At 65.4% G+C, this 14081-nt stretch carries 16 protein-coding genes and 2 pseudogenes; 14 read left to right on the forward strand and 4 right to left on the reverse strand.

Going from position 1 to position 14081, the window contains the following annotated elements:
* Positions 1-17: 17 nt before the first annotated feature.
* Positions 18-65 (forward strand): annotated as a pseudogene (locus J0L98_RS18780) (hypothetical protein); the annotation flags it as partial.
* A gap of 48 nt (positions 66-113) precedes the next feature.
* Here J0L98_RS18780 and holA read toward each other — a convergent pair.
* The 4 genes and pseudogenes from holA to leuS all read right to left on the reverse strand — a co-directional run.
* A pseudogene (gene holA, locus J0L98_RS18785) lies at positions 114-596 on the reverse strand (DNA polymerase III subunit delta); the annotation flags it as partial.
* Positions 593-1123 carry an LPS assembly lipoprotein LptE gene (gene lptE / locus J0L98_RS18790; RefSeq protein WP_296413450.1) on the reverse strand — a complete coding sequence of 177 codons (531 nt, stop codon included), beginning with the start codon at positions 1121-1123 and terminating at the stop codon, positions 593-595. The gene lptE and the pseudogene holA, both read right to left, overlap by 4 nt.
* Positions 1120-1329: a hypothetical protein gene (locus J0L98_RS18795; RefSeq protein ID WP_296413451.1), complete on the reverse strand. Its 210-nt coding sequence runs from the start codon at positions 1327-1329 to the stop codon at positions 1120-1122. Before J0L98_RS18795 ends, lptE begins: the two co-directional genes overlap by 4 nt.
* A gap of 16 nt (positions 1330-1345) precedes the next feature.
* Positions 1346-3970 carry a leucine--tRNA ligase gene (gene leuS / locus J0L98_RS18800; RefSeq protein ID WP_296413452.1) on the reverse strand — a complete coding sequence of 875 codons (2625 nt, stop codon included), beginning with the start codon at positions 3968-3970 and terminating at the stop codon, positions 1346-1348.
* 179 nt (positions 3971-4149) lie between these two features.
* Between leuS and J0L98_RS18805 the strand changes: the two genes are divergently transcribed.
* From J0L98_RS18805 to hisD, 13 genes are all read left to right on the forward strand, one after another.
* Positions 4150-4953: an ABC transporter ATP-binding protein gene (locus J0L98_RS18805; protein ID WP_296413453.1), complete on the forward strand. Its 804-nt coding sequence runs from the start codon at positions 4150-4152 to the stop codon at positions 4951-4953.
* Entirely contained in the window at positions 4953-5732 is a 780-nt protein-coding gene (mlaE, locus tag J0L98_RS18810; RefSeq protein WP_296413454.1) for a lipid asymmetry maintenance ABC transporter permease subunit MlaE, read from the forward strand. The genes J0L98_RS18805 and mlaE overlap by 1 nt, the downstream gene beginning before the upstream one ends.
* A gap of 2 nt (positions 5733-5734) precedes the next feature.
* Positions 5735-6211: an outer membrane lipid asymmetry maintenance protein MlaD gene (gene mlaD / locus J0L98_RS18815; protein ID WP_296413465.1), complete on the forward strand. Its 477-nt coding sequence runs from the start codon at positions 5735-5737 to the stop codon at positions 6209-6211.
* Between the two features lie 29 nt (positions 6212-6240).
* The gene (locus J0L98_RS18820; RefSeq protein WP_296413455.1) at positions 6241-6972 is read left to right on the forward strand and encodes a VacJ family lipoprotein; all 732 of its coding nucleotides are present in this window, start codon (positions 6241-6243) and stop codon (positions 6970-6972) included.
* 37 nt (positions 6973-7009) lie between these two features.
* On the forward strand, positions 7010-7645 hold the full coding sequence (locus J0L98_RS18825; protein ID WP_296413456.1) for an ABC transporter substrate-binding protein: 636 nt from the start codon (positions 7010-7012) through the stop codon (positions 7643-7645).
* A complete protein-coding gene (locus tag J0L98_RS18830) occupies positions 7642-7926 on the forward strand; it encodes an STAS domain-containing protein (RefSeq protein ID WP_296413457.1) in 285 nt (94 codons plus the stop codon). Before J0L98_RS18825 ends, J0L98_RS18830 begins: the two co-directional genes overlap by 4 nt.
* A 16-nt stretch (positions 7927-7942) precedes the next feature.
* The gene (locus J0L98_RS18835; RefSeq protein WP_296413458.1) at positions 7943-8845 is read left to right on the forward strand and encodes an ABC transporter ATP-binding protein; all 903 of its coding nucleotides are present in this window, start codon (positions 7943-7945) and stop codon (positions 8843-8845) included.
* Positions 8846-8852: 7 nt separating this feature from the next.
* The gene (locus J0L98_RS18840; protein WP_296413459.1) at positions 8853-9608 is read left to right on the forward strand and encodes an ABC transporter permease; all 756 of its coding nucleotides are present in this window, start codon (positions 8853-8855) and stop codon (positions 9606-9608) included.
* Between the two features lie 10 nt (positions 9609-9618).
* A complete protein-coding gene (locus J0L98_RS18845) occupies positions 9619-9873 on the forward strand; it encodes a BolA/IbaG family iron-sulfur metabolism protein (protein WP_296413460.1) in 255 nt (84 codons plus the stop codon).
* A gap of 14 nt (positions 9874-9887) precedes the next feature.
* A complete protein-coding gene (gene murA / locus J0L98_RS18850) occupies positions 9888-11138 on the forward strand; it encodes a UDP-N-acetylglucosamine 1-carboxyvinyltransferase (RefSeq protein ID WP_296413461.1) in 1251 nt (416 codons plus the stop codon).
* A gap of 14 nt (positions 11139-11152) precedes the next feature.
* Positions 11153-12430, forward strand: a complete 1278-nt coding sequence (locus J0L98_RS18855; protein ID WP_296413462.1) for an ATP-binding protein — start codon at positions 11153-11155, stop codon at positions 12428-12430.
* Positions 12431-12483: 53 nt separating this feature from the next.
* A complete protein-coding gene (gene hisG / locus J0L98_RS18860) occupies positions 12484-13128 on the forward strand; it encodes an ATP phosphoribosyltransferase (protein WP_296413463.1) in 645 nt (214 codons plus the stop codon).
* On the forward strand, positions 13125-14081 hold a 957-nt coding region (gene hisD, locus J0L98_RS18865; RefSeq protein ID WP_296413464.1), incomplete at its 3' end, for a histidinol dehydrogenase. The genes hisG and hisD, both read left to right, overlap by 4 nt.

Consider the following 14081-nt stretch of genomic DNA (forward strand, 5'->3'; position numbering starts at 1 on the left):
CCTGGCAGATGGGCGTCATGCAACTCAGCGAACGCGACCGCAGTCTCGTGCGCTTCCTGATCGACGCGCTCGACGACGACGGCTATCTCGCCACACCGCTCGCCGAACTCCTCCGCCTTCTGCTGCTGGTTGGCGAGGCGTCGGGCGATCCACTCGGGCAGGCGGTCCCGCTCCGGGGCGTTGAGTTCGACAGCCACGCCAGCTTCGACCAGGGCGGCGAACCAGGCGGCCTTGCGGGTGGCCCAGTCGAGCTCGGGAAGGGTGATCAGGGTGACGACGCCGTCATCCAGGTGGCGGGCATAGCGTTGCAGGGCTTCGCCGCCATCCCGGCCGGGCTTGCCGTTGGGGATGCGCAGATCGACGAGCTTGCTGGCGCCGAACAGTGACATGTTGCCGGCGGCCGACTGGAGGCTGTCCCAACGGAAGCCCTGTCCGGCGACCAGCACCTCGCGCTCGGCATAGCCCTGGCGGCGGGCGGCCGCGCGGATGGCGTCGCCCGCTTCGAGGACCAGCAGTGGCTCGTTGCCGTGCAGGATGTAGAGGGGGGCGAGGGCCTTGTCGAGCTGGGCGGCGAGCTGCTCGGGGCGGAGGATCACGGCTTCGGTGCGGCGTCCGGCATCTTGGCCGCAGCCAGCCGGCGCATCAGCTGCTGCACGAGATCGCCCTGCATGTCGCGGTAGAGCAGGATCTCCTCCTGCTCCTTGGCGAGCACCTGGGAGTCGTCGAAGGCCAGGTCACGACGCAGCAGGATCTCGTTGGGGGCCAGGACCTCCTGGCCGTTCTTGTCCACCAGGCGGAAGGCGTAGCGCAGGCGCAGCTGGTATTCACGGACCCGGCCCTGGGTGTTGAGGGCCAGGATGACTTTTTCCTTGGCATCCGCCAGGACTTCCAGCCGGACCTGCGCCTCGTCCTTGTTGCTGACCACCTGGGTGCTGGTGCTGGCGCGGATCTGGCGCCGGATGGCTGCTGCCAGATCGGAGTACTCCGACATGCCCAGGTAGAGGGTGTCAAAGGGCAGCGGCCGTTGGCCGCGCAACTGGAAGCCGCAACCAGCTGCCAATAGAGGCAGGGCGGCGAGGGTGGTCAGGGCGCGACGGCGGCCGGCCCGGGGCGCTTGAGTCATTGAGGCTGACCCTCCTTGAGGCGCTGGCGTTCCTTCTCGTAGGCCTCATAGCTGGGGGGGACCGGGTCGCGGCTGATGTCGCGGCCCGGTTCGTATTGGCGGCGGAGGTTCTCCTGGCGGAGCCCTTCATAGAATCCGCGGTCGCCCGGTGTGTTGGCGCAGGCGGCCAGCAGGACGACGCAGGGGACAAGAACGAGGTGGCGCATGGAAAACCTCCGGGGGTCAGCCGACGATATTGACGAGACGGCCGGGAACGACCACCACCTTCTTGGCGGGCCGGCCTTCGAGGAACTTGATGGTCGCCTCGTGGGCCAGGGCAGCGGCCTCGATGGCGTCCTTGGCCGCTTCGGCGGGGACCCGCAGGGCGCCGCGGAGCTTGCCGTTGACTTGCAGCATCAGCTCGATCTCGTCCTGGGCCAGGGCGGCGTCGAGGGGCTCGGGCCAGGCGGCCTTGAGGATGTCCTCGCCGTAGCCCAGCCCGGACCACAGGGCATGGCTGATGTGCGGGGTGAGGGGCGACAGCACGCGCAGCAGGATGCCGAAGCACTCCTCGATCACCTCGGCCGCCAGGGCGCCCTGGCGGGGCGCCTTTTCGAGGGCGTTGAGCATCTTCATGGTGGCCGAGGCCACGGTGTTGAACTGCTGCTTGCCCAGGTCGTAGTTGGCCTGCTTGAGGAGCAGGTGGATCTCGCGGCGGAAGGCGGCCAGATCTTCCGGCAGCTTGGCGCCGGTGAGCTGGCGCTGGGCACCGATCTGACCGCGGATCTCGCTGGCGAACAGGTGGCCGAAGCTCCACACCCGGCGCAGGAAGCGGTAGGCACCCTCGACGCCCGCGTCGGACCATTCGAGGGTCTGCTCGGGTGGCGCGGCGAACATCATGAAGAAGCGGGCGGTGTCGGCGCCGTATTGTTCGATCAGGGACTGCGGGTCCACGCCGTTGTTCTTGGACTTGGACATGGTGGTGAGCTCGTGCTCCAGCACCGTGCCGTCCTGCTTCAGCCTGGCGCCGGTGATCTGGCCCTTGGCGTCCTTCTGGATGTCGATCTCGCTTTCCCAGTAGTAGTTCTTGCCGCCGCCTTCGGGTTTGTGGAAGAAGGCGTTGTTCAGCACCATGCCCTGGGTGAGCAGGTGGGCGAAGGGCTCCCGGTAGCTGACGAGGCCTAGGTCGCGCATCACCTTGGTCCAGAAGCGGGAGTACAGCAGGTGCAGGATGGCGTGCTCGATGCCGCCGATGTACTGGTCGACGGTCATCCAGTAGCCGGTCTCGTCGTCCACCATCTTGTCCTTGCCGAAGGTGGTGGCGTAGCGGGCGTAGTACCAGGACGAATCCACGAAGGTGTCCATGGTGTCGGTCTCACGCCGCGCCGGCTTGCCGCAGCAGGGGCAGGCCACGTTGAGGAAGTCCTCGCGCTTGTGCAGGGGGTTGCCGGAGCCGTCCGGCACGCAGTCTTCGGGCAGCACTACCGGCAGCTGGTCGTCGGGCACCGGCACCGAGCCGCAGCTATCACAGTGGATGATGGGGATGGGGCAGCCCCAGTAGCGCTGGCGCGAAATACCCCAGTCACGCAGGCGCCATTGCACCTTCTTTTCGCCAATGCCCTGGGCCGCCAGGTCGGTGGCGATGGCGTCCACGGCGGCGTCATAGCCGAGGCCGTCGTATTTGCCGGAATTGACGCAGACGCCGTCCTTGCTGCCGTACCACTCCTGCCAGGCGTCCAGGCTGTAGGCCTTGTCGCCCACGGCGACAACCTGTTCGATGGGCAGGTCGTACTTCTTGGCGAAGGCGAAGTCGCGCTCGTCGTGGGCCGGTACGCCCATCACGGCGCCATCACCGTAGCTCATCAGCACGTAGTTGCCGACCCACACCTCGACCTGTTTGCCGGTGAGGGGGTGGGTGACGAACAGGCCGGTGGGCAGGCCTTCCTTTTCCATTGTGGCCATGTCGGCTTCCATCACCGAGCCGTGCTTGCACTTCTCGATGAACGCGGCGAGCTCGGCGTTGCCTTTGGCGGCGTGCAGGGCCAGGGGGTGCTCGGCGGCCACGGCGCAGAAGGTGACGCCCATGATGGTGTCGGCGCGGGTGGTGAACACCCACAGCTTGCCGTCGTTGATGGGCTGGCCGTCATCACCGGCGATATCGTGCTGGAAGGCAAAGCGCACGCCGGTGCTCTTGCCGATCCAGTTGGCCTGCATCAGCTTGACGCGCTCGGGCCAGCCGGTGAGCTCGTCCAGATCGCCCAGCAGCTCGTCGGCGTAGTCGGTGATCTTGAGGTAGTAGCCGGGGATCTCGCGCTTCTCCACCAGTGCGCCGGTGCGCCAGCCGCGGCCGTCGATGACCTGCTCGTTGGCCAGCACGGTCTGGTCCACCGGATCCCAGTTGACCACCTGGGTCTTGCGCTCGGCGATGCCCTTCTCGAGCATGCGCAGGAAGATCCACTGGTTCCACTTGTAGTATTCGGGGGTGCAGGTGGCCAGCTCGCGGCGCCAGTCGATGGCAAAGCCCAGCGACTTGAGCTGCTGCTTCATGTAGTCGATGTTGTCGTAGGTCCACTTGGCGGGTGGCACCCGGTTCTTGATCGCGGCGTTCTCGGCGGGCAGGCCGAAGGCGTCCCAGCCCATGGGCTGCAGGACGTTGAAGCCCTTCATCTTGTGGAAGCGGGACAACACGTCGCCGATGGTGTAGTTGCGCACGTGCCCCATGTGCAGCTTTCCCGAGGGGTAGGGGAACATGGACAGGCAGTAGTACTTGGGCCTGCTCGCATCGGCATGGACGCGGAAGGCTTCGGTACTGTCCCAGTGCTGCTGGGCGGCGCGCTCGATATCGGCGGGGAGGTATTTGTCCTGCATGGGCGGGAGAGGTCGCGGATGGAACGAAACCGCGCATTATAAACGCCTCCCGCAAAGCCCGCTGAAACGTGCTCAAGATGTTGATGTGACGAGATATTTCGTTTTCATGAACGGGGTGGCCGCATGTCACGCCATTCTCCCTCTGCTACAATCCGCGTCCCGCGTTGCAACAATTCTCCATGTCCGAGCCCCTTGTCCGTCTCGAGAACGTGCGTTTCGCCTATGGCGAACGTGCGATCCTGCGCGGCATTTCCCTGTCGATTCCCCGCGGAAAAGTGGTTGCCATCATGGGTGGCAGTGGCTGCGGCAAGACGACCCTGCTGCGCCTGATTGGCGGGCAGGAGCGCGCCGTGGGCGGCCGCGTGACGGTGGATGGGCAGGATGTGGCGAAGCTGGGGCGCGACGCGCTGTATGCCCTGCGCCGGCGCATGGGCATGCTGTTCCAGTTCGGTGCGTTGTTTACCGACATGTCGGTGTTCGACAACGTGGCCTTCCCCCTGCGGGAGCACACCGATCTTCCCGCCGAGCTGATCAATGATCTGGTGATGATGAAGCTCCACGCGGTGGGCTTGCGCGGGGCCGCCAAGCTGATGCCCGGGGAGCTGTCGGGCGGCATGGCGCGGCGCGTGGCCCTGGCCCGCACCATCGCCCTCGACCCCATGCTGCTGATGTACGACGAGCCCTTCACCGGTCTTGATCCCATCTCCCTCGGGGTGATCGGTCAGCTCATCCGGCGTCTCAACGATGCCCTTGGCGCCAGCTCCGTCATCGTCACCCACGATATCCAGGAGTCCCTGCAGATCGTGGACTACATCTATTTCATCTCGGAAGGCCGGGTGGTGGCCGAAGGCACGCCGGACGAGATCCGCAACTCTGCCGACCCCTTCGTCTCCCAGTTCGTCCATGCCCAGGCCGATGGCCCGGTGCCCTTCCATTACCCGGCCGGCGACTACGCCACGGCCCTGGTCGGAGGGGCGGGCTGATGGCCGACGTGTTCCGCAAGATGGGTTCGATGGCGATCAACGGCATCTGGCAACTGGGCTTCATCGCCCGTTTCTTCTGGCTGATCCTTGTCTATTCCGGGCAGTCCTTCACCCGTATTCATCTGACCCTGCGCGAGCTGTATTTCAGCGGGGTGATGTCCCTCCTGATCATTCTCGTGTCGGGTCTCTTCGTCGGGCTGGTGCTGGGCCTGCAGGGATACGAAACCCTGCAGCGCTATGGGGCCAGCGACTCCCTGGGAACCCTGGTCGCCCTGTCCCTGGTGCGGGAGCTCGGGCCGGTGGTGGCGGGGCTGCTGTTTGCCAGCCGGGCGGGGTCTGCCGTCACGGCGGAGATCGGCCTGATGAAGGTCACTGAACAGCTCAAGGCCATGGACATGATGGCGGTGAGCCCCATCGCCCGGGTGGTGGCGCCGCGTTTCTGGGGCGGGGTCATCTCCATGCCCCTGCTGGCGGCGCTGTTCTCGGCCATGGGGGTGTTCGGCGGCTGGTTGATCGGCGTGGTGGTCATCGGGGTCGATGATGGTGCCTTCTGGGCGCAGATGCAGGATGCGGTCGATTTCCGGTATGACGTCCTGAACGGCGTGATCAAGAGCGCTGTGTTCGGCGTGGCGGTGGCCCTGATTGCGGTCTTCGAAGGCTACGACTGCGTACCCACCGCCGAGGGCGTGTCCCGGGCCATCACCCGCACCGTGGTGAGCTCGGCCCTGGCCATCCTGGCGCTGGATTTTGTAATGACGTCTTTCATGTTCCGAGGTTAATGATGAGTCGCACCACGATGGATCTGTGGGTCGGGGTTTTCGTGGCGATGGGGATCGCCGCGCTGTTCTTCCTGGCGCTCAAGGTCGGCAGCATCTCGGGCTCCGACATCCAGTCGCCGTACACGCTCAGCGCCCGCTTCGACAACATCGGCGGTCTCAAGGTGCGTGCTCCGGTCAAGGTGGCGGGCGTGCTGGTGGGGCGGGTGTCCGAGATCCGCTACGACAATGAACGCTTCCAGGCAGAGGTGGTCTTCACCGTGGATGGTCGTTACAAGTTTCCCACCGATACTTTCGCCAACATTCTGACCTCGGGCTTGCTCGGCGAGCAGTACCTGGGCCTGGACCCGGGGGGCGAAGAGAAGCTGTTGGCGCCTGGCGATGTCATCAAGAAGACCCAGTCCGCCGTTGTGCTCGAGAAGCTGATCAGTCAGTTCATGTTCAGCAAGGCGGCCGAGGGCGAACCGGCGCCGGCAAAGTGAGCGGCGGCACCCACAGGGAGTACCCCACGATGAAGAACAGCAATATGCCCGCAACGAGAAGCCTGGCGGTACGTTTTACCCCGCTGGGCCTTGCGCTTGCCTTGACGGCCTGTGCCGGTGCGGGCGGGCATCCGCGCGACCCCCTGGAGCCCCTCAACCGCGCCACCTTCGCCTTCAACGAGACCGCTGACAAATACGTCATGCGCCCGGTGGCGCAGGTCTATGACTATGCTCCCCTGCCCCTCAAGGTGGGGGTCGGCAACTTCTTCGGCAACATCGGTGACGTCTGGATCGGGGTGAACAACCTGCTCCAGGGCAAGTTCGTGGACGGCCTGTCGGATGGAGGCCGGGTGCTGGTGAACAGCACCGTCGGCATGTTCGGTCTCTTCGACATCGCCACCGAGCTGGGCCTTGAGAAGCACGACGAAGACCTGGGCCAGACCCTTGGCAGCTGGGGCGTCAGTGAAGGGCCCTACATCGTCCTGCCCTTCCTGGGGCCGAGCACGCTGCGCGACAGCGTGGGCCTGATCGGCGACCTGGAGGCGGATCTGGTGTGGCAGTTCAAGGAGGTGGCCGTGCGCAATTCCCTGACCGGCCTGCGTTTCACCCACCGTCGGGCGTCCTTGCTGGGTGCCGATACCACGGCCGAGCAGGCGGCGCTGGACAAATACGGTTACATGCGCAGCTTCTATCTGCAGTACCGCCTCAATCAGGTCTATGACGGCCAGCCGCCCCGGGTGAAGGATCCGGACGACGAGTGAGCCCCGCCGTGTTCCACGACAACAGAGAGAACGACAGATGAACAAGATTGCTTCCCTGCTTGCCGCGCTGGCCCTCAGCGTAGGCGTCCAGTTCAATGCCCTCGCGGCCGACGCCACCGCGCCGGATGCCCTGGTGAAGAGCGTCACCGACGACGTGATCACCATCGTGCGCCAGGACAAGGCCATCCAGTCCGGCGATACCCGTAAGGCCGTCGAGCTGGTCGAGACCCGGGTGCTGCCCTATTTTGACTTCGCCCACATGACCCGTCTTGCCGTCGGCAAGGACTGGAAGCAGGCCAGCCCCGAGCAGAAGACCGTGCTGACCCAGGAGTTCAAGACCCTGCTGGTGCGCACCTATTCCAACGCCCTGACCCAGTACCGCAATCAGCAGATCGACTTCAAGCCCCTCAAGGCCAAGCCCGAGGACACCGACGTGGTGGTGCGTACCGAAGTGCGCCAGCCGGGTGCCAAGCCGGTGCAGATTGATTACAACCTCGAGAAGCTTGCCGATGGCTGGAAGGTCTACGATGTCCTGGTGGCGGGTGTCAGTCTCGTCACCAATTACCGCGATAGTTTCGGCCAGGAGGTGCGCACAGGTGGCATCGACGGCCTGATCAAGTCCCTCAAGGACAAGAACAAGCAGCTCGACCCCACCGTGTCGGCCAAGAAATGATCCGCACCGACGGCCAGCGCCTCAGCCTCTCCGGGCCAGTTACGGTGGCCACCGCCGGTGATCTGGCGACCGCGGGCCGCGAACATGTGATCGCTGCCGACCTCGTGGTGGACCTTTCCGGGGTCACCCAGGTGGACTCCGCCGCCCTGGCCCTGCTGCTGAGCTGGGTGCGTGCCGCCCGCAATGCCGGCCGTCGGCTTACCATCGACCAAGCACCGCCGGCACTGGTCAGTCTCGCGTCCCTCTACGACGTCGACACCCTTCTTCCGCTGGCCCACTGAGCCAGCGGCCCCGTCCATGAATCCAGCGATCCGCATTGCCGGCGTCACCAAGCGTTTCCGTTCCCTGCAGGCCCTGGCCGGCGTCGATCTGGAAATCGGCCAGGGTGAGTTCTTCGGTCTCCTGGGCCCCAACGGTGCGGGCAAGACCACCCTCATCTCGTGCCTCGCAGGTCTGGCCCGGCCCGACTCCGGCACCCTGGAGGTGATGGGGCGCGACGTGGTGCGCGATTACCGCGGGGCGCGCATGGCCCTGGGGGTGGTGCCCCAGGAGCTCGTCTTCGACCCCTTCTTCTCGGTGCGCGAAATGCTGCGCATCCAGTCGGGCTACTTCGGCATCCGCAACAACGACGACTGGATCGACGAAATCCTCCACAACCTGGACCTCACCGGCAAGGCCGGCGCCAACATGCGCATGCTGTCCGGGGGCATGAAACGCCGGGCGCTGGTGGCCCAGGCGCTGGTGCATCGCCCACCGGTCATCGTCCTCGACGAGCCCACCGCCGGGGTGGACGTGGAGCTGCGTCACGGCCTGTGGCAGTTCATCCGCAAGCTCAATCAGGACGGCCATACCATCGTGCTGACCACCCACTACCTTGAGGAGGCCGAGTCCCTGTGCGGGCGCATCGCCATGCTCAAGGCCGGCCGGGTGGTGGCGCTTGATACCACTACGAACCTGCTGCAACGCTTTGCCACCCATACCCTGAAACTGCGGCTTGCGGCCCCGGTCACGCTGCCGCCACCGTTTTCCGCTCGTATCCTGAGCCAGGAGGGCACCGAGCTGCTTCTGGGTTTCGACCACTACGACGATGTCGGGCACCTGCTCGCTGGCCTGCGTGCCGCGGGGGGCGAGATCACCGACATGGCCCTCGGAAAGCCCGACATGGAGCAAGTCTTCGTCGGCATCATGAATCAGAACTGAGGCGTCCATGGAAGGTTTCAAGACCCTGCTGTACAAGGAATGCCTGCGCTTCTGGAAGGTGGGCTTCCAGACCGTGCTGTCGCCGGTGCTCACCGCGGTGCTCTACCTGTTGATCTTCGGTCACGTGCTGGAGGGGCACGTGCAACCTTACCCGGGTGTCAGCTATACCGCCTTCCTGGTGCCCGGGCTGGTCATGATGACGGTGCTGCAGAACGCTTTCGCCAACAGCTCGTCGTCGCTGATCCAGAGCAAGATCACCGGCAACATCGTGTTTGTGCTGCTGCCGCCCATCTCCTACCGTGAGTTCTACGCCGCCTATGTGATCGCCTCGGTGCTGCGGGGCGTCGCCTGCGGGGTGGGGGTGCTGCTGGTGTCCCTTCCCTTTGCCGCCCTGAGCCTGGCCGAGCCGGGCTGGGTCGTGGCCTTCACGCTCATCGGCGGCGCGTTTCTCGGCAGCCTGGGGGTGATTGCCGGTATCTGGGCCGACAAATTCGACCAGTTGGCGGCCTTCCAGAATTTCCTGATCATGCCCCTGACCATGCTCTCGGGCGTCTTCTATTCGATCCACTCGCTACCGGCTTTCTGGCAGGGGGTGTCGCATTTCAACCCGTTTTTCTTCATGATTGACGGGTTCCGTTACGGATTTTTCGGGGTCTCCGACGTCTCGCCCTGGGTGAGCATCGGAGTAGTGTCGGTCTGTTTTGTCGTGCTCGCGGTCATTACCCTGCAAATGCTTGCCAGGGGCTACAAACTGCGGGCCTGAGGATTGAATCATGTTTGAAGCAAGTGAAATCGAGCGTCTGATTGCGTCGGGTCTTGAATGCGAATTCCTGAAGATCGAAGGTGATGACGGTACCCACTTCACCGGAATCGTCGTCAGCCCCACCTTCGAGGGCAAGCCGCGGGTGCGTCAACATCAGGCTGTTTACGCCACCCTGGGCAAGCTGATGGGCAACGAGATCCACGCTCTCCAGCTGAACACCTATACGCCCTCCCAATGGGCCGAACTTCTGAAGGAACTGGGCTGAACGCCCTTTGATGCATGGACAAACTGTTGATTGAAGGCGGTGCTCGCCTGTCCGGCGAGATCGCCATCTCCGGTGCGAAGAACGCTGCCCTGCCCATCCTCTGCGCGGCGCTGCTGACCACCGAACCGGTGACCTTCACCAATGTGCCGCGTCTGAACGACATTGCCACCCTGCTGCGCCTGTTGGAACAGATGGGTGTCAAGGTCAGCCGTGAGGCCGACGTCGTGACCCTCGACGCATCCGGCGTGGACAACCCGGTGGCGTCCTACGAGATGGTCAAGACCATGCGGGCCTCCATCCTGGTTCTGGGCCCCCTGGTGGCACGCTTCGGTGAGGCGCGGGTAAGTCTGCCCGGTGGCTGCGCCATCGGGGCGCGGCCCGTGGACCAGCACATCAAGGGGCTGCAGGCCATGGGCGCCGACGTGAAGGTGGAGCACGGCTATGTTCACGCCAAGGTGCCCAAGCTCAAGGGTGCCCGCATCTTCACCGACATGGTGACGGTGACCGGCACCGAGAACCTGATGATGGCCGCCTGTCTGGCCGACGGCGAGACGGTGATCGAGAACGCGGCCCGCGAGCCCGAGGTGGTGGACCTGGCCAACTGCCTGGTGGCCATGGGTGCCCGCATTTCGGGTGCGGGTGGGGACGTGATCCGCATCCAGGGGGTTGCCGCCCTGCACAGCGCCACCCATCGGGTGATGCCCGACCGCATCGAAACGGGAACCTACCTGTGCGCCGCGGCGGTCACGGGGGGCGACGTGCGTCTGACCGGCACCTCGGCCAGCTACCTGGATGCGGTCATCGACAAGCTGATGGACGCCGGCTGCGAGATCGTTGCCGAGCGCGATGCGGTGCGTCTCAAGGCGCCTGCGCGCCTCAATGCCGTCAGCCTGCGGACGGCCCCGTACCCTGCCTTCCCCACCGACATGCAGGCCCAGTTCATGGCCATCAATGCGGTGGCCGAAGGCACGGCGGTGATCCGCGAGACCATCTTCGAGAACCGCTTCATGCACGCGGTGGAACTGCAGCGCCTCGGTGCCGACATCAAGATCGACGGCAACACGGCCTTCGTGAAGGGGGTTGCCCGCCTGCAGGGGGCGACCGTCATGGCCACTGACCTGCGGGCTTCGGCAAGCCTCATCATCGCCGGCCTGGTGGCGGAGGGTGAGACCACCATCGAGCGCATCTATCACCTGGATCGAGGCTACGAAAAGCTCGAGTCCAAGCTGGCGGCGCTGGGTGCCAAGGTCCGGCGCCTGAGCTGAACGACAGGCCCGCCATGGAAGCGTGGATCGTTTCACTGGCGGGCGGCAATCCGGTGTTCTCCGGGGGGCTCGCCCTGGCCTTGCTGGGGGCGGTGGCCTACTGGCTGAAGGATGTGCTGCCGGCCACGGCGGCCTTCCTCAGCCGCTACATCGTATCCATGGTCACCGTCGACAACCGGGACGAGATCCTCTTCCCCACCGTCGTCGAATACATGCACGCCCGCGACGTGCTGCGCCGGATCAACCAGTTCACCGTCCGCGCGGTAAAGGACTCCGACGCCTACCAGAGCTTCTCCGACGACTTGCGCCAGGGGGTGCGCCCGCGCGCCTTCCTGTCGCCGGCCGAAGGCTTCCACATCTTCTGGCTGGATGGCCGGCTGATGTGGATGAAGCGCGAGGTCAGCATCGGCCAGACGATCTTCGAAAAAATCACCCTGTCCACCTTCGGTCGCGACAAGGCGGTGCTCGAAGCCTTCATCCATGCTGCCATTGAAGCGCGCGTTGCCCGCGAACTCGACAAGATCGCCATCTACATCCCCAACCCCTACACCCATGGCGACTGGTCGCGGGCACGGCTGGGCAACAACCGCCGCCTTGCCTCCCTTGTCCTGAAGGCCGGGCAGACGGAGCGGATTCTGTCCGACCTGAAGCAGTTTTTCGGCGACAAGGCGCGCTACGACGATCTGGGCATTCCCTGGCGGCGTGGTTACCTGCTCTACGGCGCGCCGGGCACCGGCAAGACCTCGCTGGTCACCGCGCTGGCGTCGGAGATGCGCCTGAACGTATGCAGCCTGTCACTGGCGGCCTCGGGTATCACGGATGACAAGATCGGCAGCCTGCTGGCCAGCGTGCCGCCGCGTTCCATCATCCTGATTGAGGATGTGGATGCGTTCTTCCGCCAGCGCGAGCAGCAAAGCCAGCAGGTGCGGCTGTCCTTCTCCGGCTTTCTCAATGCCCTCGACGGCGTGGCTGCCCATGAGGGTTCGGTGGTCTTCATGACCACCAACCACCCGGAGACCCTGGACGCCGCCCTCGTCCGGTCGGGGCGTGTCGATTTCCGGATGGAACTCGGCCCCTGCGATCACCATCAACTTGCCGGGATGTTCCGCAAGTTCCACGACGATCCGGTGCTCGCCGCTGCTTTTGCCGCGGCGCTCCCCGAAGGGGCACTTGCGCCGGCCACGGTGCAGGAGCGCCTTCTCCGGGCGCGCACACCGGCCGAGGCGTTTGCCTGCTTCGAGTTGCCCGTTCCTGTGGCGCTTGCGGGCAAGGCCGCGGCTGACGACGACTGACGGCCATCGCCGCGATCGGATAAAATCACTTTTTAAGCAGACAGATCATCATCTTGAACGGCATTACGCTTGCCCTTTCGAAGGGCCGAATTTTCGAAGAGACCCTGCCGCTGCTTGCCGCCGCCGGGATCACCCCGACCGACAACCCGGAGACCTCGCGCAAGCTCATCATCGGCACCAACCGTGACGATGTGCGCTTGGTCATCGTGCGCGCCACCGACACGCCCACCTACGTGCAGTACGGTGCGGCCGATCTGGGCATCGCCGGCAAGGACACCCTGATCGAGCACGGCGGCGCCGGGCTCTACCAACCCCTCGACCTGAACATCGCCAAGTGTCGCCTGTGTGTGGCCGTGCGCAAGGATTTCGACTACGTCGCCGCGGTCAAGCGCGGCGCGCGCATCCGCGTGGCCACCAAGTACGTGACCGCGGCCAAGGCCCACTTTGCCGCCAAGGGCATGCACGTGGACCTGATCAAGCTCTATGGCTCCATGGAGCTGGCGCCCCTGGTGGGGCTGGCCGATGCCATCGTCGATCTGGTATCCACCGGCGGCACCCTCAAGGCCAACAATCTGGTCGAGGTGGAGGACATCATGCCCATCAGCTCCCGCCTCATCGTCAATCAGGCCTCCCTCAAGCTCAAGCGCGAGCTGATCCAGCCGGTGCTGGAGGCCTTTGCCGGAGCGGTAAAACCATGAGCGCGCAGATCCGTCGCCTGTCGTCCGCCGATGCGGGCTTCACCGCCACCCTCGACGCCCTGCTGGCCTTCGACGGCAGCACCGATGCGGCCATCGAACAGGCCGTGGCCGACATCCTGCAGGCCGTGCGCCGGGATGGCGACCAGGCCGTGGTGGATTTCACCCGCCGCTTCGACCACCTGGACGTGGCTGACATGGCCGCGCTGGAGCTGCCCCGTACCGAACTCGATGCCGCCCTGACCGGGCTCCGTGCCGAGCAGCGCCAGGCCCTCGAAGCCGCCGCCGAGCGGGTGCGCAGCTACCACGCCCGCCAGGTGCAGGAGTCCTGGCAGTACGAGGATCCGGCGCCGGGCATGGCCGGTACCCGCCTGGGCCAGAAGGTCACGCCCCTCGACCGCGTCGGCCTGTACGTGCCCGGCGGCCGGGCGTCCTACCCCAGCTCGGTGCTGATGAACGCCATCCCCGCCAAGGTGGCCGGCGTGGGCGAACTGATCATGGTGGTGCCCACCCCCCGGGGCGAGAAGAACCCTCTGGTGCTGGCTGCTGCGGCCATCACCGGTGTTGACCGGGTGTTCACCATCGGCGGCGCCCAGGCAGTGGCCGCGCTGGCCTATGGCACCGCGACCATTCCCCAGGTGGACAAGATCGTCGGCCCCGGCAACGCCTACGTGGCCAGCGCCAAGCGCCGCGTCTTCGGCACCGTCGGCATCGACATGGTGGCCGGCCCCTCCGAGGTGCTGATCATCTCCGATGGCTCCGGCAACCCTGACTGGGTGGCCATGGATCTCTTTGCCCAGGCCGAGCACGACGATCTGGCCCAGTCCATCCTCCTGTGCACCGACGCGGCCTTCATCGCCCGCGTCGAAGAGAGCATCGCCCGCCTGCTGCCCGAGATGCCCCGCCGCGAGACCATCGCCACGTCCCTGAATAACCGGGGCGCGTTGATCCTGGTG

It is taken from the genome of Zoogloea sp. (assembly GCF_017302315.1).
In the GTDB taxonomy this organism is placed as follows: domain Bacteria; phylum Pseudomonadota; class Gammaproteobacteria; order Burkholderiales; family Rhodocyclaceae; genus Zoogloea.